24 protein-coding genes and 2 pseudogenes are annotated in these 23,710 nt (G+C 60.5%); 15 read left to right on the top strand and 11 right to left on the bottom strand.

Annotation, left to right across the window (positions count from 1 at the left end; genetic code table 11):
* Window positions 1–125: 125 nt before the first annotated feature.
* The 3 genes and pseudogenes from OQZ28_RS15690 to OQZ28_RS15680 all read left to right on the top strand — a co-directional run.
* Window positions 126–518: pseudogene (locus OQZ28_RS15690) on the top strand (integrase core domain-containing protein); the annotation flags it as partial.
* A 68-nt stretch (window positions 519–586) separates the two neighbouring features.
* Entirely contained in the window at window positions 587–1,789 is a 1,203-nt protein-coding gene (locus OQZ28_RS15685) for a DUF932 domain-containing protein (protein WP_458136620.1), read from the top strand.
* 77 nt (window positions 1,790–1,866) lie between these two features.
* Window positions 1,867–2,274, top strand: a complete 408-nt coding sequence (locus tag OQZ28_RS15680) for a hypothetical protein (RefSeq protein ID WP_010510542.1) — start codon at window positions 1,867–1,869, stop codon at window positions 2,272–2,274.
* A 7-nt stretch (window positions 2,275–2,281) separates the two neighbouring features.
* Here OQZ28_RS15680 and OQZ28_RS15675 read toward each other — a convergent pair whose 3' ends face one another.
* The 3 genes from OQZ28_RS15675 to OQZ28_RS15665 form a co-directional block, all read right to left on the bottom strand.
* On the bottom strand, window positions 2,282–2,671 hold the full coding sequence (locus OQZ28_RS15675) for a type II toxin-antitoxin system VapC family toxin (RefSeq protein WP_458136619.1): 390 nt from the start codon (window positions 2,669–2,671) through the stop codon (window positions 2,282–2,284).
* On the bottom strand, window positions 2,652–2,933 hold the full coding sequence (locus OQZ28_RS15670) for an AbrB/MazE/SpoVT family DNA-binding domain-containing protein (RefSeq protein WP_217420277.1): 282 nt from the start codon (window positions 2,931–2,933) through the stop codon (window positions 2,652–2,654). Before OQZ28_RS15670 ends, OQZ28_RS15675 begins: the two co-directional genes overlap by 20 nt.
* Window positions 2,934–3,011: 78 nt before the next feature.
* Entirely contained in the window at window positions 3,012–3,293 is a 282-nt protein-coding gene (locus OQZ28_RS15665) for an HU family DNA-binding protein (protein ID WP_087608829.1), read from the bottom strand.
* Between the two features lie 250 nt (window positions 3,294–3,543).
* On the opposite strand from OQZ28_RS15665, the gene OQZ28_RS15660 reads away from it, so the two are divergent.
* Together OQZ28_RS15660 and OQZ28_RS15655 are read left to right on the top strand one after the other, a co-directional pair.
* Window positions 3,544–4,605 (top strand): DUF7146 domain-containing protein, encoded by a 1,062-nt coding sequence (locus OQZ28_RS15660; RefSeq protein WP_458136623.1) that lies wholly within the window; start codon window positions 3,544–3,546, stop codon window positions 4,603–4,605.
* Window positions 4,606–4,925: 320 nt separating this feature from the next.
* Complete coding sequence (locus tag OQZ28_RS15655) at window positions 4,926–5,861, top strand: DUF2493 domain-containing protein (RefSeq protein WP_458136618.1); 936 nt, start codon at window positions 4,926–4,928, stop codon at window positions 5,859–5,861.
* Window positions 5,862–6,052: 191 nt separating this feature from the next.
* Here the strand turns inward: OQZ28_RS15655 and OQZ28_RS15650 are convergent, their stop codons facing one another.
* Window positions 6,053–6,304, bottom strand: coding sequence for a hypothetical protein (locus OQZ28_RS15650; RefSeq protein WP_458136617.1), 252 nt, complete (start codon window positions 6,302–6,304; stop codon window positions 6,053–6,055).
* 529 nt (window positions 6,305–6,833) lie between these two features.
* Here OQZ28_RS15650 and OQZ28_RS15645 point away from each other — a divergent pair.
* Together OQZ28_RS15645 and OQZ28_RS15640 are read left to right on the top strand one after the other, a co-directional pair.
* Entirely contained in the window at window positions 6,834–7,316 is a 483-nt protein-coding gene (locus tag OQZ28_RS15645; protein ID WP_458136616.1) for a hypothetical protein, read from the top strand.
* Window positions 7,298–7,948, top strand: a pseudogene (locus OQZ28_RS15640) (IS5 family transposase). Before OQZ28_RS15645 ends, OQZ28_RS15640 begins: the two are co-directional and overlap by 19 nt.
* A 73-nt stretch (window positions 7,949–8,021) precedes the next feature.
* On the opposite strand, the gene OQZ28_RS15635 reads toward OQZ28_RS15640, so the two are convergent.
* A complete protein-coding gene (locus OQZ28_RS15635; protein ID WP_458136615.1) occupies window positions 8,022–8,519 on the bottom strand; it encodes a hypothetical protein in 498 nt (165 codons plus the stop codon).
* Window positions 8,520–8,954: 435 nt separating this feature from the next.
* On the opposite strand from OQZ28_RS15635, the gene OQZ28_RS15630 reads away from it, so the two are divergent.
* The 6 genes from OQZ28_RS15630 (at window position 8,955) to shc (ending at window position 14,753) form a co-directional block, all read left to right on the top strand.
* On the top strand, window positions 8,955–10,019 hold the full coding sequence (locus OQZ28_RS15630; protein WP_130731715.1) for a hypothetical protein: 1,065 nt from the start codon (window positions 8,955–8,957) through the stop codon (window positions 10,017–10,019).
* 15 nt (window positions 10,020–10,034) lie between these two features.
* On the top strand, window positions 10,035–10,232 hold the full coding sequence (locus OQZ28_RS15625) for an HD domain-containing protein (RefSeq protein WP_458136614.1): 198 nt from the start codon (window positions 10,035–10,037) through the stop codon (window positions 10,230–10,232).
* Window positions 10,147–10,440 carry an HD domain-containing protein gene (locus OQZ28_RS15620; protein WP_458136613.1) on the top strand — a complete coding sequence of 98 codons (294 nt, stop codon included), beginning with the start codon at window positions 10,147–10,149 and terminating at the stop codon, window positions 10,438–10,440. The genes OQZ28_RS15625 and OQZ28_RS15620 overlap by 86 nt, the downstream gene beginning before the upstream one ends.
* A 417-nt stretch (window positions 10,441–10,857) precedes the next feature.
* Window positions 10,858–11,916 carry an NAD(P)-dependent alcohol dehydrogenase gene (locus OQZ28_RS15615; protein WP_130731713.1) on the top strand — a complete coding sequence of 353 codons (1,059 nt, stop codon included), beginning with the start codon at window positions 10,858–10,860 and terminating at the stop codon, window positions 11,914–11,916.
* A 132-nt stretch (window positions 11,917–12,048) separates the two neighbouring features.
* Window positions 12,049–12,606, top strand: coding sequence for a TetR/AcrR family transcriptional regulator (locus OQZ28_RS15610; RefSeq protein ID WP_130731712.1), 558 nt, complete (start codon window positions 12,049–12,051; stop codon window positions 12,604–12,606).
* Window positions 12,607–12,647: 41 nt separating this feature from the next.
* The gene (gene shc / locus OQZ28_RS15605; protein ID WP_458136612.1) at window positions 12,648–14,753 is read left to right on the top strand and encodes a squalene--hopene cyclase; all 2,106 of its coding nucleotides are present in this window, start codon (window positions 12,648–12,650) and stop codon (window positions 14,751–14,753) included.
* A gap of 103 nt (window positions 14,754–14,856) precedes the next feature.
* Here shc and OQZ28_RS15600 read toward each other — a convergent pair whose 3' ends face one another.
* Window positions 14,857–15,423: a hypothetical protein gene (locus OQZ28_RS15600; protein WP_458136611.1), complete on the bottom strand. Its 567-nt coding sequence runs from the start codon at window positions 15,421–15,423 to the stop codon at window positions 14,857–14,859.
* Window positions 15,424–15,578: 155 nt separating this feature from the next.
* Here OQZ28_RS15600 and OQZ28_RS15595 point away from each other — a divergent pair, with 155 nt between their 5' ends.
* Complete coding sequence (locus tag OQZ28_RS15595) at window positions 15,579–15,929, top strand: hypothetical protein (RefSeq protein ID WP_130731709.1); 351 nt, start codon at window positions 15,579–15,581, stop codon at window positions 15,927–15,929.
* Between the two features lie 111 nt (window positions 15,930–16,040).
* Here the strand turns inward: OQZ28_RS15595 and OQZ28_RS15590 are convergent, their stop codons facing one another.
* From OQZ28_RS15590 to OQZ28_RS15570, 5 genes are all read right to left on the bottom strand, one after another.
* Window positions 16,041–17,042: a P63C domain-containing protein gene (locus OQZ28_RS15590; RefSeq protein WP_458136610.1), complete on the bottom strand. Its 1,002-nt coding sequence runs from the start codon at window positions 17,040–17,042 to the stop codon at window positions 16,041–16,043.
* The gene (locus tag OQZ28_RS15585; protein ID WP_458136622.1) at window positions 17,035–18,012 is read right to left on the bottom strand and encodes an IS1595 family transposase; all 978 of its coding nucleotides are present in this window, start codon (window positions 18,010–18,012) and stop codon (window positions 17,035–17,037) included. Before OQZ28_RS15585 ends, OQZ28_RS15590 begins: the two co-directional genes overlap by 8 nt.
* On the bottom strand, window positions 17,952–18,782 hold the full coding sequence (locus OQZ28_RS15580) for an IS5-like element IS1032 family transposase (protein ID WP_035366909.1): 831 nt from the start codon (window positions 18,780–18,782) through the stop codon (window positions 17,952–17,954). Before OQZ28_RS15580 ends, OQZ28_RS15585 begins: the two co-directional genes overlap by 61 nt.
* Window positions 18,783–18,988: 206 nt before the next feature.
* A complete protein-coding gene (locus OQZ28_RS15575; RefSeq protein ID WP_458136609.1) occupies window positions 18,989–20,596 on the bottom strand; it encodes a tannase/feruloyl esterase family alpha/beta hydrolase in 1,608 nt (535 codons plus the stop codon).
* A gap of 153 nt (window positions 20,597–20,749) precedes the next feature.
* Complete coding sequence (locus OQZ28_RS15570; RefSeq protein WP_458136621.1) at window positions 20,750–22,198, bottom strand: phosphomannomutase; 1,449 nt, start codon at window positions 22,196–22,198, stop codon at window positions 20,750–20,752.
* Window positions 22,199–22,711: 513 nt separating this feature from the next.
* Between OQZ28_RS15570 and OQZ28_RS15565 the strand changes: the two genes are divergently transcribed.
* Window positions 22,712–23,590 (top strand): PAS domain S-box protein, encoded by an 879-nt coding sequence (locus OQZ28_RS15565; protein WP_458136608.1) that lies wholly within the window; start codon window positions 22,712–22,714, stop codon window positions 23,588–23,590.
* The last annotated feature ends 120 nt before the right edge of the window (window positions 23,591–23,710 follow it).

Here is a 23,710-nt window from a genome sequence, read left to right as displayed (position 1 = left end):
CTGAAAAACGGACTTGGCGATATCCAGGCCGATCATGGTAATTTTCATCCGGGCGGTCTCCTCTGAATGGTCATTCCGACCCCAGCATGGCACATTGATGCCGCATGGAGGCCGTCCACCCCATCTTCAATCGTGAAGGACTGGCGATCGAGGTTGATTTTTCCCTGCCAGCCTGTCGGGTTGTCCGCTGTCTGGAACAGGTTATGGAGTGGCGTGGCAGGCCAGAAGCCATCCGAATGGATAATGGCCCTGAATATGTCAGTCATACGTTGGTTTCATGGGCCGAAAAACAGGGGATTACCCTGATCTATACGCAACCGGGTAATCCGCAGCAGAACGCCTATATTGAACGCTACAACAGAACTGTCCGGCAGGAATGGCTGGAGCAGTATTTGTTTGAAAGCATTCAGGACGTGCAGGAGGTCGCAACACAATGGCTCTGGACATATAACCATGACAGACCCAACATGGGGAACAGCGGGCTAACCCCCGCCCAGAAACTAAAAACAGCTGCCTGAATTCTCATTCAATGCCCCACTAAAAATGGGGGGATTACCGAATAACCGGCATCAGAGGAGAGTTTTCCATGACCACAACCACCATCCTGCCCCCTGCGTCCCGTGGCACCGCGTCCGGCGGCTTCCGGATCGATCCTTCGCGTGGGGAGCGTAGCGCCCGCGTTTCGTCCGAGTGGTTCTCGCGCCCCGATGACGAGCGTTACCTGTCGCTGTCCGATCTGCACGCCGCCACACTGGCGCGGGCGGATCGGGCTACGGCCCGCACGGTGGAGAGCCGCGCCATCCGCGTGGAAGCATCCCGCGACAATGCCGAGCGTCTGGCCCTGACCGTGCCGGGGCAGAGTGATCCGATCGCACCGACCCACTGGTCGTTCGGCCAGATGTGCAGTCTGGTAGGGGCACCCTCGTCGTACCTGCGCAATCTCCCCGCGCCTCTGGCGGCGATCAATCTCCAGCACGGGCTGCTGTCGCACTGCACAGAACTGGTGAAAACGCTGGAAACCGAGGACGGCCGCGTGGAACTGCGCGCCGTGACCGGTCCCGATTACGGCCGCATTTGGGACCATGAACTGGTCGGTGCGGTGCGCAAGATCGCCGGTGACGGTACGGGCGATACCAACTGGAAGGTGCCGGGTGTCATCGACTGGGCGACCATGACCCATAATCCCTATGTCGACATCACGAGGGAAACCACCACGCTCTATGCATCAGACAGGGATGTGTTTCTGTTCCTGGTCGATGATACGCATCCGATTGAGGCGGGCCGCCTGCCCAATGGCGACCCCGATCTCTATTTCCGGGGCTTCTATGCCTGGAACAGCGAGGTCGGCAGCAAGAGCCTTGGCATTGCGTCATTCTATCTGCGCGGGGTGTGTCAAAACCGCCTTTTGTGGGGCGTCGAAAATTTCGAACAGATCACGATCCGGCATAGCAAGTTTGCTGCATCCCGTTTCGTGCATCAGGCCACACCGGCCTTGCGAAATTTCGCCACGGCCAGCCCGGCCTCGTTCGTCTCCGGTATCCAAACGTCACGCCGTGCGCTGGTGGCGAAGAATGACGAGGATCGAGAAAGTTTCCTGCGTCGTCGCGGGTTCTCGAAACCGGAAACCAGCAAGATCATCGAAACCGTGCTGCACGAGGAGGGACGCAAGCCCGAGAGCATGTTCGATTTCGTGCAGGGGATAACGGCGCTGGCGCGGACGAAGACCAACCAGGACACACGGCTGGATCTGGAGGGCAGGGCACGCAAGCTGATGGAAAAAGTGACCTGATACGTTCCGAGATGAACCATGTGGTTTCACCAGGCCCGGCCCTGCGCCGGGCTTCTGCGTTTTCATGGAGACAGACCATGGCGGACTTCTTTACGCATTTCTCGTGCGTTCTTGATGTCGGTTCCGCACGCAACGCTGCCCGCGCGATGACGATCTATCTGGATCTGCTGGCCGAGTACCAGATCGATGACGCAGGGGGGATACCGTTTGCCGTCTCGGTAGAACCTGCCCATGGAGCCGGCAGGCTGTGGATTCGGGACGATAGGACGGGTGATCCCGCCCAGGTGGTCGTCTTTGTCCTGCGCTGCGCCCATAAATTCCGGCTCACTGGCCGCTGGGGCTTTCAATGGGCCAATACCTGCACACGCCCGCGCGTGAACGCCTTCGGAGGCGGTGCGCACGTCATTGATCTGGGAAGCAGGGAGACGGTGGCATGGATTGCCACTTACGGATGGCTGGAGGATACCATTGCCGGAAAAACGTAAAAGCGGATCAGGGGACGCTGACCGACAGCGTGCCAACCTTGGTGGCCGCGCGCATGAAACGCCTGTCGAATGTCGCAAAACCGCTGCAGCCCTTTGCCGCGGCAAGATGGAGCGCGTCCGCAAAGTCCATGCCCGCTTCCGCCCAATCGAAGGCCTGGGCCACAAGCGTCGCATCCTCGACCGTGACCGTGGGCAGGCCCGCAAAGGCGCGCAGGGCCGGGATCACCCTGTTCTTCGGCATGTCATACACCCCGCGCAGAACCCATTCGGTTTCCAGCACGACGGTGCGTGGCACGAAGACCAACTCCCCGTTGACCACCGCACGCGCCTTTTCGGCCTGTTTCGGATCATCGCCCGTCAGGTAGCGGACGATAATGTTAGTATCGACCGCGCGCATGGCGTTTCCTGATTTCCGCGTCCAGACCTGCCTGCATCTCATCAATCGATTTCGGGCCGCCTGTGGGCGGAAGGCTGCCAAATACATCTTCGGGCCGGGTGGCCGCGAAAGCTTCCTGCAGCGGACGAAGCAGGACGCCAGCTTCGGTGTTTTCAACCACCAGCCGTGTTCCGGCGGGCCAGTGCAACTGTTCGCGCAGGGCCTTGGGCAGGATCACCTGCCCCTTGGTCGAGACGGTTGTGGTGAGGGGATCGGCTGGCATCACCTGTCTCCATTGTAAGACAGGTGTAAGATAAAGATCGCCCCTGCCAGATGCAAGCCGATCCTTCTTAGGGGACGTTCATTTCCCGCCGTTCAACGCGTCCTTGAGCGCCTTGGCCGGGGTAAAGCCCAGCTTGCGTGAAGCCGCGATCTGGATCGTGGCACCCGTCGCCGGATTACGGCCTTCCCGGGCTGGTACATCCTTGACCTTGAACTTGCCGAAGTTCGGCAGGGTCACTTCCTCGCCCCTGATCGCAGCCTGGGTCATGGCCTCGACCACTGCGTCGATGACCTTGCGGGTGTCGGCATTGCTCAGGTCAGCCTCGGCGGCCACGATCTCGACGAGATCCGAAACCTTCATGATGATGTCCTTTCTAACGGCAAAAAATGCGGTCTTCTGATCACCCGTTATGGCCAAAATCAGGCATGGCACAAGCAACAGACTGTCGCAGGCTGGCTGACGGCCACCGGTTGACAGGGAACAACCGTCCATTTTTTAGCCCATGGCCGCCGGTTTTTACATTCAGAAGCCAATACGCTTCCATCCTGCGTGGCCTCGAGGAATCTGGGTAACGCAGTCCCTTTCAACCATGATGTTCTCAGGAGACATGATGCACCAGCACGATGCGGCCGACCTTGCCCGCCGTCTTGCCGGGCAGGCCGAAGCAGTCTGTCGGCATTATCTGCCTGCGGGACGCAGGCAGGGTAATTACTGGCTGGTTGGCGACGCGCGTAACACCCCGGGTCGCTCCATGTTTGTCCGGCTACAGGGCAGCGCAGAGGGAAAAGGCGCGGCTGGTAAATGGACTGATGCCGCCAGCGCCGAACATGGCGACCTGCTTGACATCATCCGCGAGGCGCGGGGCCTGACAGACTTCCGGGACGTGGCGGATGAAGCGCGCCATTTCCTGAGCCTGCCACCGGCACATCTTTCATCGCCGCCTTCTCCGGACGGCTCGTCTTCCTTTTCCCGTAATGGTGGCGCGACAGGGTCAACGGAGGCGGCCCGTCGGCTGTTTGCCATGAGCAGGCCGATTACGGGCACAATCGTGGAAACGTATCTGCGTAAACGCGGCATTACGGAACTGCACGAAACCGCTTCCCTGCGTTTTCATCCGCGCTGCTATTATCAGGCAGATGATGGCGGTTCCACCGAAACATGGCCTGCCCTGATTGCTGCAGTCACCGATCTGGACGGCAGGCTGACCGGTGTGCATCGCACATGGCTGTCACCGGACGGGGAGGGGAAAGCGCCAGTCAAAACGCCACGACGGGCGATGGGACAACTGCTGGGCCATGCGGTCCGTTTTGGCGCGGCATCCGGCGTCATGGCTATGGGTGAAGGGATCGAGACGGTGCTATCGATCGGCATGGTCTTGCCGCAACTGCCCCTGGCGGCCTGCCTGTCATCCGCCCACCTCGCGGCCTCTGCATTCCCGGCCTTGCTCAGGCGTCTTTATGTTATCCGTGATGACGACCCGGCAGGCGACCATACGGCGAAAGCCTTGTGCCAGCGGGCACAGGCTGTCGGGATCGAGGCGATCGTGCTTTCGCCCCGGCTTGCAGATTTCAACGATGATCTCCGCCATCTTGGTCGCGGTGCGCTCCGGTCGGTCCTGCGTCCGCAGCTTGCTCCGCAGGACGTGGCACCTCTCATGGACGGTACGGTCTGATAACCGTTCGGTAGCGCTACAGGCCGGAATCCTCATCATCTCGCATGGTCAGGTCAAGGCTTCCCCGTTCGGCAGGGCGCGCCCATGGCCTTCCAGGAGGGGAGCGGGCGACAGCCGGGCCGGGCCTGCAATGCCCGGTGGCAACTATTTTCCGTCGCGCGGCCAGCCGCGCTTTACATCGCGAAACAAAATAGCCGCCACCGGTCATCCTCCGCGTTGCTACGGCCGCGCGAGCGCGGTTCCGGCCTGTCCCGACCGCCGCAATCCGCCCCCGGGAAGGCCGCGATGGGCGCGGCCGACTGAAACCGGAGAGACCCCTCATGACCCGCACGCAGGATGACAGCTTCGAACCCGCTCACGCATCGTCACCGACAGATCATGTCCTTACTGAGCTCCAGCTCTACGGCTATCGCCCTTTCGAAGACGAACCCGACGCCAGGCCGTTACCGGAAGCCAGCACCATTGGCGGCGCAGTGGCCGATATCTTTGACGCCATGGTGGCGACGCTGAGTGAAACCCGTCTGGAACCCGATCTTGAAACCCTGCTCTGGTCCATGGTGAATGTCTTCCACCGCACGGTGGCGCAGGTCGAGCGTGAACTGGACCGGAACGAACAGGCGCAGAAGCAGGCGCAGCGGGAGCAGGATGGGAGCGAGATCCGCTCGGTCGAACTCGAACGCATGCTGGCCGAGGGCCAGACCCTGATCGAACGACGCAATGCCTACGAGATCTTCCGCGATCATGCTGCCGATCTCTTTGAACGCCATACCGGTTCGTCCTGGCGCCCCGGACACGGCTCGCTGGTCAGTCGCCCCACCATGACCGCCACGATGGTCGACAGCAGGGATTTCCTGCATGCCCGTCGCAGGGCTGACACCGAACTTCTGGTCCCTCCAGGTCCGAAAGTGGCCATTACCGGTGGCCTGGACTTCAATGACCACCAGCTGATCTGGGACCGTCTCGATCGGGTGCGCGGTCGGCATCCTGACATGGTCCTGCTGCATGGAGGCTTACCCCGGGGTGCCGAACTGATTGCGGCCCGCTGGGCTGAACACCGCAAGGTCACACAGATCGTCTTCAAGCCCGACTGGTCCAGACACGCCAAGGCGGCGCCCTTCCGACGTAACGATGCCATGCTGAACGTCATGCCGATCGGTGTCCTCGTTTTTCCGGGCACCGGCATTCAGGAAAACCTTGCTGACAAGGCCAGAAAACTCGGAATTCCGGTCTGGAAATTCGGCAGCGGTGGCGTGTAGGCGCCATCGTTTTCATAGCCGCATGACGGTTCCGTATCAGGACCTGTCATGCGGCCCATACAGTCGGAATCATTAAATAAAACTTCGTAACGGATATCGGGACGGACAGCCCGATAATGTTCTGGCTCCTTCCTGATGACTGTTGAAAACGAATGCTTCCCATCCGCCAGCTTCCCGCATCCCTCTGCCTGTTACTGCCTCTCGCGCTGGGGGCCTGTCATGGACAGGGCCATGATCATGACACCACCTGTCGAAGGGGGCCGCCACCGGGAGGACGCCCCGATATGGGGGGCAGATTTCATGGTGGCATGACAGAGGGTTTCGGGGGCGGCTTTGGTCCCGGCGGCGGTATGTCGGGCATGATGCCGGGTGGTGGACCCGGCGGCATGATGGGCGGGGGCATGGGCGGCGATGGGCCGCCCGATGATGACTTCGGGAGCCACAGGAGGCCTCCACCGGATATGGACCGCTCTGCCACCCGCTGCGGTCCGCCACCCCGCCCACGCGAAGGGCAGGGGCAGGGCGGAACACCACCCGCAAACGTGCATGAAGACGTGGATGTATCAAAAATTCAGATCGGCGGACCGGATTGAATGGCGTGTACGGTATCCCGTTTCATGGCGATCCTTGGCTGTTTCTGCTGTCTCTCCGGATGTGCCGAGCACCGGCAACCCCTAGACGATGATGGCCTGCCCGTTACCGACGGATCAGAAACCGGCGGTCCACCAGGAGGTGGCCGGGGCGGTCCGGGCGGTGGAGGAGGAGGCATCTGGTCGGATGTGCTGCATACCGCCATGCAGACCGGCATGGGTTTCCTGCATCATTAGGGACGGATCCGCATGACGCGAACATGACCTGCAGCGCGCCATGTTTTCAACGTGACGGCCTCCGCCGAATTCGGCTATAGTTTCGCTGCGTCAAGGTGGTGGTGGCAGACGCGATCGTTCAGCCGTGTCCAGCGGAGATCGCACCATGCTTGTTGTCGCACCCTTCCTCTGCGTCGCCAGCGTCGGCCTGCTGTGCTGGCTGGTCTTCACCCTTGCCATCTATGCCCTGCCTTTCGCCATTGGCGTGGTCGCCTTCCTGCATGCCATCCACGCCGACGGTGGCGCGGTCGGCGCCATCGTGACAGGATTCATTGCAGGCGTTGCGACACTGCTTGCAGGCCAGATGGCGTTTGCGCTGGTTGCAGTCGTCTGGTTCAGGATGATGCTGGCACTGATCTTCGCTATACCGGCAGCACTTGCCGGTTACAGCGCGACGCTGGGACTGGCGCAGACTGGCCTGTCCTCCGGCATCTGGGCACACCTGTTTGCCATAACAGGTGCTGCCTTCGTCGGGGGCACGGCCTGGGGCCGATCGATATTCAGGACTTTCTTTTTGTGGAACGGATGTTTCACTGAGCCCCGTGTCAAAGCACGGAATATGGGACGAGAATTAAGCGGTACGAGTTGAGTGAAGCACAATGGCAACGGATTGCGCCTCTGCTCCCGGGCAAAGTTGGGGATGCAGGCCGCAGCGGGACGGATAAGCGCCTGTTCGTGAACGGCTGCCTCTGGATTCTACGCTCTGGCGCGCATTGGAAGGACCTGCCTGAGCGGTATGGCAAATGGAAGACGGTGCATCGTTGCTTCAGCAGATGGTGTCATGCCGGGGTATGGGACAGGATTTTCGAGATGCTGACGGCCGATCGGGACAATCAGTATCTGATGTTCGATTCAACGATCGTGCGCGCCCATCAGCAGGCGGCAAACAGAAAAGAGGGAGCAGGGATCAGGCGCTGGGGTGTTTCAGAGGTGGTCTGAAGACACCAGGATCCATATGCTGGCCGATACGCTGCGCTTCATTATGACAGCACTGCATTACGTGCCCCTGTCGCTCAGATGGGCGCAGGGGCTATCATACCTTGTACTCGCACCCGCAAGATTATCATTCCCGCACGATACCAGGGCTTACAGGCTGCGCAATCGTATCGAGCGCTGCTGCAATCGCCTCAGGCACTTCACTTCGCTACACGATATGACCGAGGCACCATCCATTGCCTTGGCTTTGTTCACCTCGTTTCAGTCATGATCTGGATGGCCTGAATGTCGATCGGACCTACAGCGCCTTAGGCACAGGCAGGGGCGACGACGGGATGGATGCCGACCGCCCTGTATTTTACTGATCGGTCGATCCTGGCTGTTCGATGATGATCCGCATGCCCCATGTTTTTCCGCCATCAGTTGTCGTGAGCGCGACCTGATAGGTGCCGTTATTGGGAATGATGATGTGGTCGAGTGGCGTATCTGTTGAGGGCCAGGTAATATTCTTGTCATCATAATGCTTTAACGACACCGTCATCGGCGCAACCGGCGCCGCCGTAATTCCGCTGATGATGGCTGCTTTCTGGATGTCTTTGGGCAGCAGGGTTTCGATTGCCCTGATGTCGATATCACCACCACGGTTGGAGGGCAGGCTCAGGATGGCGGAAATGCAGGTTTCGTATTCCTTGTAGCTCTCGCTTGTGCAGGGTGTCTGAACGGTCGCGCTTGCCTGTGTTCCATCGGGAAGCTTCACGTCCGTTGCATGCGCGTGGCCCGTCAGCAGAAGCGCCGGAACAAAGGCAAAAAAGCTTTTACGCATAATATCAAGATACCTTAAGGGAGATTTGGACAACGCTCACAATCCTTATCATTACTCCAGATTGTCCCTTCTGCACAGGATATGATGGGGGCACCGGCAGGTTGATACACTATTTCATGATACCGCATGCTCCTGGCAGAAAACGGCTTTCATGCACGACGCAGGACCATGCCCGTGGGTGGATGGGGCAGTATAATTTACATTATTTTAATAATATCATACAGTCTGCCTGCCAGTACATTGCGCTGGATATTTTTCTATATCATTGAAAATATTCATCAAATGATGGCAGGCAAGATTATTTCCATTCCCGGATAAAAATCAATATAGTTACAATTCAAGAAAACCGCATGTTATCATGATATAATGCAATGTAGCCAGTGTATGAAGTCAGGTGCCCGCGTATCATTAAAAAATAATTAAATTCCATGTAATATGTCGTATTGAGGGATGCAGAGTTCTGTTGTCATGAAAAAAATTATGGTGGTGCCGCTTATTTTATTGCTGAGTGGATGTTATGGCGTTGGCTCCCAGAGACTGGATCGTGATCAACTTGACTATTCACAGGCGCTGATTGGTTCCTCCAAACAGCAGACCCTCCTTAATGTCGTACGCTTGCGGTATGCTGACACGCCCGGCTTCCTTGATACGACCCAGCTGATTTCCGGCTACCAGTTACAGCGCAATATTTCCATCGGGGTCGGCTCGGACTCCAACCCGATCAGGCCCGCAGGGACAATCGGGGCGCAGATACAGGAAAGCCCGACCTTTACATTCCAGCCCGTTACGGGCGATGCCTATGCGCAGAGTTTCCTGCGCCCGCTGCCCCCCGGCAGCCTGCTGCCCCTGGCCATGGGGGGGTTGCCCATAGATATCCTGTTCCGCCTGTCGGTCCAGTCGGTCAATCTTATCAATAACGCGGGCGCCATCGGGGGGGATCTTGGGCGTGGCTCGCCCGAATTCTTTGAACTGCTCTATGACCTGCGCCGGTTGCAGATTGCGGGCCTTCTCGGCATACAGCTTGAACATAGCGAGGAAATACCAGGCAAGACCCCGGCTTTTGATCGGGTATTCCTGACGGTATCCTCAACGACCGACCCGATCCTGTCTGAAGTCGTGAAGGCGACGCGGCGGTTTTTTGCAATGGGCCCCAATGACGAGCGCGTGGAAGTCATCTACGGGGCCGGCAAGCCGCAACGCGGCCAGGTCCGGCTTCTTACGCGCACGATGCTGGGCGTTATGGGGCAGATTGCCTACCAGATCGACGTTCCGCAGGAAGATATTGATTCAGGGCGCACCCTGCCCAAAATCATTTTGGTCGGGCGCAATACAAAGCCGACCGTTTTTGTTCATGTCAGTAATGAGCGGCCAAAAACTTCTTTTGTCTCAACAAAATACAATAACAAATTCTACTATATATCCGACACTGATTTCCCCAGCAAGCTCGGGTTCACCATGCTGCAGATCCTGATGGAGCTTTCCAAAACCACCAAAAACCCGGGCGCCGTGCTGACCATACCCGTAAATGGATGAAGCCGGTGGCCGCGCATGGTCAATGAAGCCCACGACACGCTGCGCTTTTTATGGGGCAAGGCGCGCCCGGCGGATCAGGGCGGCAATACGGGCGCGCCCATCCATCCGCTTGTCGCGCATATGCCCGATGTGGCGGCGGTGGCGTTGCTGTGGTCCGGTAGCACGGCTGGGGCTGGACCGTCGGCAGCTTGGCCTGTTTGTGGCGTTGCATGATATTGGCAAGGTCTCGCCCGCTTTCCAGGCAAAGGTTCCGGCCCACTGGTCCTGGCAGGCGCTCGCGCCGTTGCGGGGCATTAATGGCCAGCCGGTCGAAGTGGATGAAACAAAAGTCCACGCTCTGAATTGTGCCGCCTGCGCGCCCCATGCCTGCGCCTGGTTTCCTTTGCCCCCGAAGCAGCCCCGCCCACGCAACCCGGCCTGACCGCGACAGCCATTCCACGACGGCGTGGAAAGGGGTGGAAAACAGGGCGTTTCACGAAAAGTGGTCCCCGCATGCGCGGGGATGAATCAAGCCTGTGACCGAACAAACCCACACTCCATACGTGTTCCCCGCACAGACGGGGGTAAATCGGAATGTCATTCCGGCAGGATCTGCTGCCAAGGTGGGGTGCCATCTGCCTTGCAGCCCTGAAGCATCAGTGCAAGACTGAACTATTGCAAACTCCGGCACGGCAGGGCCTCAAAGATTCCTTCTGCCTGGGGTGGCTGCGGCCTGAAGCGGGAATGTCTGGTTCAGGCCCCATGTCTGGCGGGCGTCCATCATGCCGTCGTGCTGGCGCGAAGGGCTTCTGGCCGGTGCCCGTGCAGTAGAACAATCGTCTGAACAGGGTGGAACAACATGAAAACCATTGGTTATGCCGCGCGTGATGCAAAAACGCCGCTGGCACCCTATGCCTTCGAGCGCCGGGCGCTGCGTGATAACGATGTCGCCCTCGAAATCCTGTACTGTGGCGTCTGCCATTCCGACCTGCACCAGAGCCGTGATGACTGGAAGGAGTGGGGCCCAACGCGCTACCCCTGCGTGCCGGGGCATGAAATCATTGGCCAGGTCGTGGCCGTTGGCCCGAAGGTGACACGCCACAAGGTGGGCGATGCTGTGGCCGTGGGCACCATTGTCGATAGCTGCCAGCAATGTGACCAGTGCCGCCGGGGCGAGCAGCAGATGTGCCGCGAAGTCCCGACCCTGACCTATAACGGCCGCGACCGGCTCACCTGCGAAACCACGCATGGCGGCTACTCCAAGCATATCGTGGTGCGTGATGACTTCGTGCTGCGCCTGCCTGAAGGGCTTGACCCCTCCCGCGCGGGGCCGCTGCTATGCGCGGGCATTACCGTCTATTCCCCGCTGCGTACATGGAATGTGGGGCCAGGCAGCCGCGTGGGCGTGGTGGGCATTGGCGGGCTGGGGCATCTGGCCGTGCGGCTTGCGGCGGGGCTTGGCGCCACCGTCACGGTCATTACGCGCAGTGCCGCCAAGGCGGCGGAAGCGAAGGCGCTGGGGGCGGATCATGTCATCGTTTCCACCTCTGATGAGGCCATGAAGGCCGGGGCCTCCTCGCTCGATGTCATTATCGACACCGTGCCCGTCGCGCATGATGTCTCGCCTTATGTCGCCCTGCTCGATGTGGAAGGGGTGCTGGTGATCGTGGGCAATCTGGGCCCCGTGCCCGCGTTCAGTTCGCTGCCGCTGGTGCTGGGGCGTCGGCGCATTACGGGCTCGCCCGTGGGTGGCCTGCCCCAGACACAGGAACTGCTCGATTTCTGCGCGCGCAAGAACATCCTGCCCGATTGCGAGATCGTGCCCATGCAACAGATCAACGAGGCCTTCGCGCGCATGGACCGGGGCGATGTGCATTATCGCTTTGTGATCGATATGGCCTCGCTCACCACTGCCTGAGCACAATATGGGCTTGCAGGTGCCGCCTTTTTTTAAGGGCGGCATTTTGCCGGGCGCATGGGCATGGCTTGCAGGGCAGGCCACCATGGTTTAATTCCATCCGGACGGAATGAAACTACGGAGACCCCGCGCATGGCGCGCCCCAGAACCATCGACCGCGACAGGGTGCTCGATTGTGTCGAGCATCTCGTGCAGCGCGAAGGCGCTGCCGCCCTCACGCTTGATGCCGTGGCGCGTGAGGCGGGCATTACCAAGGGTGGGCTGCAATACTGCTTTGGCAGCAAGGATGACCTGATTACCGCGCTGATCGACCGCTGGATCGCGGCTTTTGATGCGCAGGTCAGCCAGAACATGCCTGGCAACCCCGATGCCGCCGATCGGGCCCGCGCCTATGTGGTCGTCGCCAGCCAGATTGACGCGGCCACGCAGGCCCGGATGGCGGGCATGCTCGTTACCCTCATGCAGTCCCCCAAACACCTGCACCGGCTGCGGGCGTGGTATGCACGCTGGTTCAAAGTGTGTAATCCGGCTTCTGCCGTGGCGCGTCGGGCCCGCACGGCGCTTTTTGCCGCCGAGGGGGCATTTTTTCTGCGCAGCACAGGGTTTATTGAAATGGATCAGGCGGAGTGGGAAACTGTCTTCGCTGATTTTGAGCAACTGGTCACGCCCGCGCAGGCCAGCACGGATTGACAAGGCCCCTGACTATTATATCGCCCACAGGTATGGATGAAATGAACAGCGAAAGTCGCCCTTCACGCAAGCAGGCCGGATCTTCCGGCTCCAACAAGACCGAATCCCGCCCCGATTCCGCTCCGGCGGCGGCTTTCAGGGGCATTGACAACAGCCTGACGCACACGATCTCAGCCGCCTGCAAATGGCTGATGGAACAGCAGAAGCCCGATGGCCACTGGGTGGGGTCTGTGGCCTCGAACGCCTCGATGGAGGCCGAATGGTGCCTGGCCCTGTGGTTCCTCGGCCTGGAGGACCATCCCCTGCGCCCCCGCCTGGGCAAAGCCCTGCTGGAAATGCAGCGCGAGGATGGCTCATGGGGCATCTATTACGGCGCGGGCAATGGCGACATCAACGCCACCGTCGAATCCTACGCCGCCCTACGCTCGCTGGGTTATGCCGCCGATGACCCCGCCCTGAGCCGGGCGGCCACATGGATTGCAAGCAAGGGTGGCCTGCGCAACGTGCGCGTGTTCACCCGCTACTGGCTGGCCCTGATCGGGGAATGGCCGTGGGAAAAAACGCCCAACCTGCCGCCTGAAATCATCTGGTTTCCCAATAAATTCGTTTTCTCCATCTACAATTTCGCGCAGTGGGCGCGCGCAACGTTGGTGCCGCTGGCCATCCTGTCCGCGCGGCGCTCGTCGCGCCCCCTGCGCCCGCAGGACCGGCTTGACGCGCTCTTTCCCGCAGGGCGCGAGAATTTCGATTACGAGTTGCCCCCGCGTGACGGGCAGGACCTGTGGGCCACCTTCTTCCGCAAGACCGATCGCGCGCTGCACTGGCTGCAGACGAAATTCCTCAAGCGCAACACCATGCGCGAGGCCGCGATCCGGCACATGCTGGAATGGATCATCCGCCATCAGGATGCCGATGGCGGCTGGGGCGGCATCCAGCCGCCATGGGTCTATGGCCTGATGGCGCTGCATGGTGAGGACTACCAGTTCCATCACCCCGTCATGGCCAAGGGGCTGGCAGCGCTTGATGATCCCGGCTGGCGTTATGACCGTGGCGATGCAAGCTGGGTGCAGGCCACCAACAGCCCGGTATGGGACACCATGCTGGCGCTGATGGCCCTGCATGATGCCGATGCCGAGACCGATTTCACCCCCGAGATGGACAAGGCCCTTGGCTGGCTGCTTGATCGTCAGGTGCGGGTGAAGGGTGACTGGTCGATCAAGCTGCCGGATCTCGAACCCGGCGGCTGGGCGTTTGAATACGCCAATGACCGCTACCCCGACACCGATGATACCGCCGTGGCCCTGATCGCACTCGCCGCCTGCCGCGACCGGGAGGAATGGAAGGGCAGGGGCGTCGAGGCCGCCATTACCCGCGGCGTGAACTGGCTCGTGGGCATGCAGAGCACCTGTGGCGGCTGGGGCGCGTTTGACAAGGACAACAACCGGGCCCTGCTGTCCAAGATCCCGTTCTGTGATTTTGGCGAGGCGCTTGATCCCCCCTCCGTCGATGTAACCGCGCATGTGCTCGAGGCATTCGGCGTGCTGGGCCTGCCGCGCGACATGCCTGCACTCCAGCGTGGGCTGGCCTATATCCGCGCCGAGCAGGAAGCCGATGGCCCATGGTTTGGCCGCTGGGGCGTCAATTACCTGTATGGCACGGGTGCAGTGCTGCCCGCCCTTGCCGCCATTGGCGAGGACATGACCCAGCCCTACATTGCCAAGGCGTGTGACTGGCTCGTGGCCCACCAGCAGGAAAATGGCGGCTGGGGCGAAAGCTGCGCATCCTATATGGAGATCGCCTCCATCGGGCGCGGGCCGACCACGCCATCACAGACCGCCTGGGCGCTGATGGGGCTGATCGCGGCCAACCGCAAGCAGGATCATGAGGCCATCGTGCGCGGCTGCCGCTACCTGATCGACCTGCAGCAGCCCGATGGCCGCTGGGACGAGAAGGAGTTCACCGGCACCGGCTTCCCCGGTTACGGGGTGGGGCAGACCATCAAGCTCGATGACCCGGCCCTGACTAGCCGGCTGCAGCAGGGTGCGGAACTCTCGCGCGCGTTCATGCTGCGCTATGACCTGTACCGGCAGTTCTTCCCTATCATGGCGCTGAGCCGGGCCGCGCGCCTGCTTAAAAGCAGCACCTGAAATGAAGGCAGGCGCAGTATTGATGCGCCTGCCCACCTGATTTTAAAAACTGAAAGAAGTTTCTGGTGAAGCTTTTTTCAAAAAGCTTCAGAACAGTGCTGTTTTATTTCGGCGTCTTTTCTGGCGAAGGTGTAGCCGGGCTGGCTTCAATCTCGAGCGGCTGGGCTTTCTGCGTGTCAGCGGTGGGCACGCCATGCAGGCGCATGGCCGCGATCCTGCGCAGGATCGGCGCCTTGGCGCGTGACAGGACTGCTGTCAGCAGCCTGTCCATGCCGGTCTTGCGCAACACAAGCTGTGCATGCGGCGGCAGGTGCGCGATGACCAGATCGGCAAACCGGGCGATGATCAGTTCATCGGCCAGAATATCGAACGCGGCGGAAGAGGCGACCTGCCGGATGGTCTGTTCGATCAGCGGGCCATATTTTTCCAGCAGTTCGGACTCCCTGATGGACAGGGTCTTGTTGCGCAGCCACTGGATCTTCTCCTGCGAGGCCTCGCTTCTGTAATAGTCTTTCACCCCTTCCTTGACCCGGCCTGTTCTCGCGGCCACCGAGGCGATCCCTGATCTGAACCATCCCTTCTTGCCACTACTTTCAGGGAGAAGGGGGGCATCATCGCTTTCCGGGCGGCCTTGGGCGGCTTGGGTGCGTTCGGGGTCTGCTGTCATCATGGTCTCCGCTCGGGCGTGGCTAATCGAGGCACGGGTCTTGATAAAGAAATGGCCAATGCCTGCCAGATGGTCAGGCATAAAGCCTGGTTTATTGACATCTACGGGCAGCTTTATCATAAGCACGGCCTCAATTCCTGCCCGTGAAAGAACCCTCCATGCGTTTTTCCATTAAATCCCTGCGCTGCGGCCTGGTGCTGCTTCCCGTTCTGGCGCTGACCGCCTGCGGCGGCCCTTCGACCAGCGACATCCAGACGGCGCTGGACAAGAGCATGAAGCAGGAGCTGGACCAGGCCAATCACCTCAGCATGGAACTGATCGGGCGCCCCAACCCGCTCGTGTCGCAGAACCCGCAGGTCAAGGTCGTTGATAGCGATTGCCACACCGGGGAAGGTGATGATTCCATCTACTCGTGCAAGATCACGCTGAAAAACGCGGAAGGCAATGTGAGAGAGGCCACCCTGCCGGTCAAAAAGGTCGAGGGTGAATGGGTCATTCTGAAAAACTGAAAAGGTTGCTGAGAAATAACAGAAGTTTGGGTACCGCCTTTTTGGGGGGCTATATACCTAACTAGCCAAATTTTGTTAGATCGTCAGGTGATCGGCGCCTGAAGTAACCGCCTAGTCAATAATCCGGTTCATTTCGTCGAAGAGATATGGCGCCACCGATATAGTTTTCTGTCGAGCGGCAACTTTTTTGAAATGCTCAATATCGGCGCACATTTCCATGACGCCTTCAACGCGACCGATCTGCCTTGTAAGAATGGTTCGCCCATCGTCTGTTAGCCATTGATGGAAGCGTGCGCGGCGCTTCCCTTCATCGGTAATATTCAGCTTGTCCAATTCGGCTTTAACATAGCCATTCTCGATTGGATCATAGATGTAGCGATTGATGAAGCCCCCGTAATACTGAGGTCGGCTCTTCGGACTGGTTCTGGGATTACCATATAGCCTATCAAGTTCGGCAAAAAACGTGTCTGGGAATGTGTGGAGCCACTTTTGTAAGCCATCGGCTATATATTTGTTGAGCAGCAAGCGGAGGGCATCGTGCTTTCTATCAAGCTGATAACCTGTAGCTTCATCAACAAGCGCGATGATGCCGACCTTGGCGAAGGCTTCCATCAATACTTCAGCCTGTTGCGCCAAGTGACTCTGAGATGGATGAAGCACACCTTCACGCCGCGCGGCGAGCCATACCCCGCAAATTTCAGGAAGCAGTTCTGCCCTTATTCCATTCGCTACCGAACCCCCAGCATTGATTCGATAGCGGATAGGTTCAACCAGATCATGCGCGAGTGTTGCCGAGATAAATGGTGCTAAGTTGTTCGCCGACAAAAACGACGGAAGGTTGGTGCCACCCTCATTCTCCTTCATGCGCTTCCAATGCGAACCGCCGCGTTTGCTTCCGAAAGCGCGGTGAACCGCCCGTTCTGATAAAACGCGGGTACCATCCTCCAATACAGCGCAATCAAGCTCAACATCACCTATTGGCAGCGCGCCAGTGTATAGAGCCACCGGAACCTGAGCCTCGGCGCCACCTGCTTTTGTAGATGCAACCATAGCTTTGGCAACATCATCAAAGGCTGCATCAATCGGTTCTATAGTCTTCTTGTCGTTAGGCATGGATTAGACCCTTGTAGGTGAGGCGTTTGCCGATTGAACGGGCCAGCGTCATGTCGATGAACTGCATGGTGCCAGAATGCGTCGTGTTATGGCCGAACGAGAATTCGTTGACGTAGCGCTGCAGGTGCTTCGTGCTCATATAATGGTAGATGCCGACATAGCCCCGTTTCAGGATAGACCAGAAGCTTTCGATCCCATTGGTCTGAGCCATGTCACGGATATATTCGCCAACCGAGTGATTGATGCGGATATGGTTGAAACCAGCAGCTTCAAGGCTGACATAACCGCCGTGCCGGTCAGTAACGACCGTGGCGCCGGGATTGGCATGGTCTCGAACGAACGCCCCGAGGGTGGAAGCCTTGGTGTCCGCAACCACAACGGCGCGAACTTGACCAGTTTCGGAACAGATACCAGCAACGGCGGTCTTCCCAACCGATCCACGACCGGCGCACAACTTTTTGTTGGCGTGCTTGTTCTTTTCATGTCCCCCGACATCGGTTTCATCAACTTGTACACGATAGCCCATGCCGCCATCTTGTCCGCCAAGCCAGGTTTCGTGAATATGCTGAGCGAGGAACCATGCTGATTTCTGCGTGATTCCAAGTTCACGGGCCATCTGTGTTGACGGAATACCCTTGCGTGCCGTGGTTATCATGTAGATCGCCATTAACCACTTATGCAGAGGTAAACGGGATTCCGCCAATACGGTGCCAGTGCGAACGCTGAAATGCTGGCGGCAGTCTCGGCAGCGATAAGGCATTGGCTTATGGTTTTTTACCTCAGCAACCGAAAGACTTCCGCAGTGTGGGCAGTGAACCTCTCCACCCCAACGATTACCCTCAAAATACTTCCTTGCGGCTTCCTCATCCGGGAATCGCTGGAAGAACTGGTAGAGGCTGAGAGCCTGAATCAGAAAGCGGTTTGATTGATTTTTCGCAGAACTCTGCGGATATGGGCAATCATCAACCACGCGTGGGATGACGAGATTGTTGCCTCGACATCCTTCGTGAGGCGACGGCAGCGTCCGAGCCATGCAAAGCTGCGCTCCACGATCCAGCGTTTGGGCAGGACGACGAAGCCTTCGGCCCGATCGCTACGCTTGACGATCTCGATCGTCCATCGGCCGAGTTCAGCCAGCGCACCACGCAACTTCTCGCCGGCATACCCGCCGTCACCGATCAGATGGCGAAGCCAGGGAAACAATGAGCGTATTCTGGTCGCTACCAGCGGCGCGCCATCACGATCCTGAATGTCGGCGGGATGCACGACGGCTGCCACGACATGACCCAGCGTATCGGTCGTGATATGCCGCTTGCGGCCCCTGATCTTCTTGCCCGCGTCATAACCGCGTGGACCGCCGTTTTCAGCAGTTTTAACCGACTGGCTGTCAATAATGCCTACCGAAGGCGTGGCGTCTCGCCCGTCCTGCTCACGCGACAGGATCACGAGAATATGGTTTATCGCTTCCCATCGTCCCTCGCGGATCCAACGGTAGAAATAGCCCTGCACGGTCGTGAAGGCGGGAAAATGACGAGGCAATTGTCGCCACTGGCAACCCGTAGTGACGATATAGAGGATCGCCTCCATGACCCGGCGCAAATCCGTACGTCGTGGTCTCCCCAGTCGTTTCTTCTCGGGCATCAAAGGCGCAATCAGCGCCCACTCCGCATCGCGAAGGTCGCTTGCATACTCCAGGTCGTCCCGGCGATACTGCGCGCGGGTGATTTCAGTCCAGGCCATCTTGATCTCATCAGGTTATCGCAAACCCATGAATCATAATCCACTGAAATCACTCAACTCATTTTCGGTCAGACACTGAGGGTTTCTGGCTTCTCACTCATAACATTTAACTAGCCAACGCCCTTGACTTCCGCCAAGAGAAATTTGGCTAGCTAGGTATATAGTTCCTTTTTTTTAAGGCGCCGTTCCCTGGAGCATTTTGAAAATCAGTTCGCACCTAGCGTAACACAGGCAAAGCTGCGGGCATCATCCATGTCGCCCTGCCCGTCATAACGCGCAACGGCAGGCCAGGCGCAGAGCGGGCGGGTGCGCACGATCTTTCCCTCCTCAACGCGGGCGGCCACGATCATGTCAGGCGCCTGCCCGTGGCTGACCCAGTTGTCGATTGCGCCAAGCTTGCTGAAGGTGTCGCACCCGGCGCCACCATGGCAGTGCTCCATGCCGGGAATGGTGATGAGCCTGACCCCGTCATGCCCGGCAGCGCCCGCGCGGCGCTGCACGGCCTGGTAGTAGGTGGCGAGCTGCTGGGGGTTATGGCCGTCATTCCAGCCGATATAGAGCAGCAGCCTGCCGCCACGGGCCAGGAAGGGCGCAAGGTTGTCATCCACGTGCAAAAGCGGGCCGAGCCTGCGGGTGGCCTCCTGTACGTCGGTATCCCATTTCAGGGTGGTCCAGTCCCAGTCCGGGTTCTGGAAGGCTGCGTATCTGAACAGGTCGAGCGCTACGGGGAAAGCCTTGCCGTCAGCCGAGAAACCGTCCTCGCTGCCCTTGGCCGGGCCGGGGAAGATGACCGTGTGCGTCTGCGGGTCAACGGGGCCCTGATAGATGTTGCGGGCTGCGCGCACTTCATCGGCGGTCAGGCAATTGGCCGTGTTGCTGCCTGTCTTGCACAGGATTTGCTCGGGCCTGAAGGCGCAGCGATCCGGTTCATCCACAAAGCCCTGCTTCCTGCCCACCGGCCGCGCGCAGGCATTCATCACTGCAGCATTGAGCAGCCGGAACTTGTCGTGTGATACGCGCAGCGCCGGGTCATGATAGCTCATCCACCCCGCCCAGAGCTGTTCGGCATTGAAATTGACAATCGGGTTGGGCGGCGCGCCCGCTACGATGCCGTCATAATCCTCGGGGTAGCGTTTGGCCTCGATCAGCCCTTCAAGCCCGCCCAGCGAGCAGCCGATCCAGTAGGCATGCGTGGCCTCGTGGCCATAGAATGTCCTGACCAGCGCCTTGGCCGCGACCGTCATCAGGTGGTCGGCGCGGTAGGCGTAATCGATCATTTTCTCGGGGTGGCCCAGCGTAAAGCGGCCGCCCTGGCCCTCGGGGGTGGCGCTGTCATGCCCGGTATCGGTGCTGGCTACCGCATAGCCTTCACTTATGCCCGTGGCCATGCCGTCATACATGAGCGAACCGGCCCAGCCAAAATTGCCCACGCCCAGCAACCTGCCGTTCCAGCCCTTGAGCGGCAGCCAGATTTCGGTGCGGATGTGGGAATCCGCCGTCGGGTGCAGGGTCAGGGCCACGCGGCAGAAGGCGGGGTTCGCGGCCTCGGTCGGGTGCCCGGCCAGGTTCATGCCCGGCGTGGACATGATGTGGCTGAGCTGGTCCTGCGGGGCGTGCCAGCTTCCCGCCTTTACGGTTTCAACGGTGGTGAAGGTGGCATCGGGCAGGGCGTGGCGGGCAAGGTCGCTACAGCTTGTGGCCCGTGCGGCGCAGGCACTGGCCATCATGAGCGGGGCGGCAAGCAGGGCGCCAGCCATGGCGTGCCGGTAAGGACGCCACGGGCGGGGCGCGGGCAGGGGATCGGGATGGGGCATGCGAGGGTCCTGGCAGCTCATTGCAGGGAAAAGCGTGTGTCATGCGCCAGATCGGGTCATGACGGCTGGCCCCATTGTGGTCCCGAATGCCCGGGGTTGGAAGCCCCGCGCCATGGGCAGGCGCATGCCTTCAGTGCTGCGCGGGCCGCGGGTTCAGCGCCATGCGCTGACGGCCTCAAGCCCGGTGTGCAACAGTTGCGCCGCCCGTTCGGGGCTTTCGGCCTCCACATACACGCGCAGTTCCGGCGCATTGCCCGAGGGGCGGAGGTGAATGACCTCGTCGCCCGCAAAGGTCATGCGCAGGCCATCGGTTTCATCCACATGGGCCAGCGCGCCGCAGGCGCCGGTCAGGCCCAGCGCGTCCGCCCCGTGCGCCGGGTCGCGGCGCAGGGCGGCAATGTGGGCGGTGCTCTGCGCGATGGGCATGTCCTTCAGCCGGTCGCTCAGCGTAAAGCGGCGGGGCAGGGTGGCGACAAGACCGGCCAGGTCGGTGCCGGCCTCGCGCGCGGCCACGAGCGCGCAGATCATGGGCAGCACGGAATCCCGCGTGGGGAGTGCTGCCAGCGTGCGCCCGCCGCGCATGACCGGGCTTGCCAGCAGGAAGCCGCCATTGGCTTCATACCCGACCGATGGTTCATGCCCATCGCCCGCCGCCTGCGTCATGGCCGCGACCACGTAGGGCGAGCCGATGCGCGTGCGCTGCACCTGATCGGCAAACCCGGCCTGCTCCAGCGCCGTGTTGCTGCTGACCGGCGTCGCCACGGCGCGGGCGGCCAGGAAACGGGCCGCCAGAATGCCCAGCACGTCGCCGCGCAGCCATGCGCCATGCCGGTCGGCCAGCAGCGGGCGGTCGGAATCGCCATCAGTGGTCAGGATGGCGTCCAGCGTGCCATCGGCGGCCCACTGGCGGGCGAGGGCGGCATCCTCGGGGCGGACGGCTTCGGTATCGACGGGGATGAAGCTGTCCATGCGGCCAAGTGGCACGGCGGTGGCGCCAAGGGCCTCGACAATCTGCACCAGCACGTCGCGCCCCACGGCGGAATGCTGGTAGATGCCCAGTTTCAGCCCCGCCAGCGCATCGGCGCCAAAAAAGTCGCGGTAGCGGGCCACGAAGCCGGGCACCACGTCGGTCACGGGGGGCAGGTCGGGCGGCGCGGTGAGCGTGCCCTCGGTATCGAACCAGCCTTCGGGCAGGCTCACATCCAGCTCGCGCATCGCCGCCTCGTCAGGCTTGAGGAACTCGCCGCGCGCGCGGTTGAACTTGATGCCGTTGCGATCTGCCGGGATATGGCTGCCCGTGACCATGAGCGAGGGCATGCCATGCGCAAACGCATGCAGGCACAAAGCCGGCGTGGGCACGTAACCGCAAAACACCGGCACGCCATCCATGTAACGGATCGCGGCGGCACAGGCGCGCAGGATGCGCGGCGTGCTCGGGCGCAGGTCGCCCGCTATGGCCACGGCCGCGCCCGGCGCGAACTCGCCAAGGCTGGCCAGGTGCCGCAGGTAGCCTACGGTGTAGGCGAAGCAGACCGAATCCTTCATCGCGCTGACAAGGCCGCGCGCGCCGCTCGTTCCAAACGCGACGCCGGAATGCTGCATCCACTGGGCTATCTTCATGGGTTCTTTCTCGTTCCTGACCAATCCTGCGCGGGCTTTCGCGCCTGCCTGCATATAACGTAGGCGCGCAGGGTGGCGTTTATACAAACAATCGTGCCCGATTGTGGCACGGGTCGCGTGCCCTGTCGTCTGCCCCGCTACGCGGGCCAGCGTGGGGCAGGGACGTGGCGCAAATAAGGCGGCCCGGAAGGGAGCCGGGAGCGCGATATTGTATCAATCGCTGATTTATACTGTGTTTTTGGCATCTGTTCATAAAAACATAATAAAAATGTATTGAAAACATAACACATGCGGGCAGGCGGGGCGGCTAGATGAAGGGGCCGTGGTTAAGGAATGATGAATATGACCTGCCGGTTCGGAGCGACATCATGATGGGCCCATGCGTCGAATGCACGCGGCCCCGGTTCGCGGGCTGGCAGGGCGGGCTGCCATGCGCCTGTTGAACGCTGGCGCGGGCATGGCCCCCTCCGCTTTGAAATGGTTGTGGAACATTGCATGATGAACGATATCGCAGCCCCGCCAGCTTCGCCAGTCCGGCAGGCCTTCATGACCATGGGCGATATCGCCTGCCAGGGCCCCGTAATCGGGCCGGATGCACTGGGCGAGCGCCTGTTCGAACTGTTTCACAATGACCCGGCGCTGATGCTGGTGGCGGTGGTGGACCAGCACGACGCGCCGGTGGGGCTGGTGGAGCGGCAGGCCTTCTTCCTCAAGGTATCGGGCCGGTTTGGCCATGCGCTGTTCAACCGCCGCCCCGTGGCGCTGCTGATGGATGATCGCCCGGTCATGATCGATGCCGGCATTCCCTCTGCCGAGTTTACGGCGCGCGCGCTCATGTCCCAGCCCTCCGACCTCATGCGCGGCTATATCGTGACAAAGGCGGGGCGCTATCACGGCACCGGCTCGGCGCTGGACCTGATCAACGCCTCGCATTCCCACGCCCTCGCCTCCGCCTCGGGGCTGAAGGCGGCGGCGGAAGACCTGAAGCGGGCCAATAAACGCATCTTGCGCGACAAGCTGTTCATCGACACCATTGTCGAGAACATTCCCTCCGCCTTGATCGTGCGCTCCACGCGCGATGATTACCCCGTGCTGGTCAACCGCGCGGCGGAGGAAATGATGGGCTGCACGCGCGACCTGCTGCTGGAACGCAAGGTCGATGATGTGTTCGATGCCGACGAGATCGGCCACCTGCTGCTCAGCCGCGCGGCAGGCGGCGCGCAGGCGGCAGAGCAGGTCCTGTGCGACCACAACGGCACCGCGCGCGCCATTGCCACCCGCCATGTCACCATTACCGATGAGCGTGGCGGCGCGCGGTGGGAAATGTGCGTGGCCGATGACGTGACCGCACAGCGCAACGCCCAGCACTGTTAAGCGGCATGGAAAAGTGACCCCTTCGGAAGGGGGACAGGCAGCCAAAAACGACCCCTTTCTGAGAAACGGGTTCACGATGGCCTTCATGCTGAATGGAGGCCCGGTTTGGGATGCTTGTTG

The sequence above is a fragment of the Komagataeibacter sp. NFXK3 genome (genome assembly GCF_054182245.1).
Note: the sequence above shows the minus strand (reverse complement) of the source record. Positions and strands in the feature narration are given on the sequence as shown.

Coding starts and splice junctions, on each gene's coding strand:
- OQZ28_RS15685 (WP_458136620.1), top strand. CDS start 587: ATGACCACAACCACCATCCTGCCCCCTGCGTCCCGTGGCACCGCGTCC.
- OQZ28_RS15680 (WP_010510542.1), top strand. CDS start 1,867: ATGGCGGACTTCTTTACGCATTTCTCGTGCGTTCTTGATGTCGGTTCC.
- OQZ28_RS15675 (WP_458136619.1), bottom strand. CDS start 2,671: ATGCGCGCGGTCGATACTAACATTATCGTCCGCTACCTGACGGGCGAT.
- OQZ28_RS15670 (WP_217420277.1), bottom strand. CDS start 2,933: ATGCCAGCCGATCCCCTCACCACAACCGTCTCGACCAAGGGGCAGGTG.
- OQZ28_RS15665 (WP_087608829.1), bottom strand. CDS start 3,293: ATGAAGGTTTCGGATCTCGTCGAGATCGTGGCCGCCGAGGCTGACCTG.
- OQZ28_RS15660 (WP_458136623.1), top strand. CDS start 3,544: ATGCACCAGCACGATGCGGCCGACCTTGCCCGCCGTCTTGCCGGGCAG.
- OQZ28_RS15655 (WP_458136618.1), top strand. CDS start 4,926: ATGACCCGCACGCAGGATGACAGCTTCGAACCCGCTCACGCATCGTCA.
- OQZ28_RS15645 (WP_458136616.1), top strand. CDS start 6,834: ATGCTTGTTGTCGCACCCTTCCTCTGCGTCGCCAGCGTCGGCCTGCTG.
- OQZ28_RS15630 (WP_130731715.1), top strand. CDS start 8,955: ATGAAAAAAATTATGGTGGTGCCGCTTATTTTATTGCTGAGTGGATGT.
- OQZ28_RS15625 (WP_458136614.1), top strand. CDS start 10,035: ATGGTCAATGAAGCCCACGACACGCTGCGCTTTTTATGGGGCAAGGCG.
- OQZ28_RS15620 (WP_458136613.1), top strand. CDS start 10,147: ATGTGGCGGCGGTGGCGTTGCTGTGGTCCGGTAGCACGGCTGGGGCTG.
- OQZ28_RS15615 (WP_130731713.1), top strand. CDS start 10,858: ATGAAAACCATTGGTTATGCCGCGCGTGATGCAAAAACGCCGCTGGCA.
- OQZ28_RS15610 (WP_130731712.1), top strand. CDS start 12,049: ATGGCGCGCCCCAGAACCATCGACCGCGACAGGGTGCTCGATTGTGTC.
- shc (WP_458136612.1), top strand. CDS start 12,648: ATGAACAGCGAAAGTCGCCCTTCACGCAAGCAGGCCGGATCTTCCGGC.
- OQZ28_RS15600 (WP_458136611.1), bottom strand. CDS start 15,423: ATGATGACAGCAGACCCCGAACGCACCCAAGCCGCCCAAGGCCGCCCG.
- OQZ28_RS15595 (WP_130731709.1), top strand. CDS start 15,579: ATGCGTTTTTCCATTAAATCCCTGCGCTGCGGCCTGGTGCTGCTTCCC.
- OQZ28_RS15590 (WP_458136610.1), bottom strand. CDS start 17,042: ATGCCTAACGACAAGAAGACTATAGAACCGATTGATGCAGCCTTTGAT.
- OQZ28_RS15580 (WP_035366909.1), bottom strand. CDS start 18,782: ATGGCCTGGACTGAAATCACCCGCGCGCAGTATCGCCGGGACGACCTG.
- OQZ28_RS15575 (WP_458136609.1), bottom strand. CDS start 20,596: ATGCCCCATCCCGATCCCCTGCCCGCGCCCCGCCCGTGGCGTCCTTAC.
- OQZ28_RS15570 (WP_458136621.1), bottom strand. CDS start 22,198: ATGCAGCATTCCGGCGTCGCGTTTGGAACGAGCGGCGCGCGCGGCCTT.
- OQZ28_RS15565 (WP_458136608.1), top strand. CDS start 22,712: ATGATGAACGATATCGCAGCCCCGCCAGCTTCGCCAGTCCGGCAGGCC.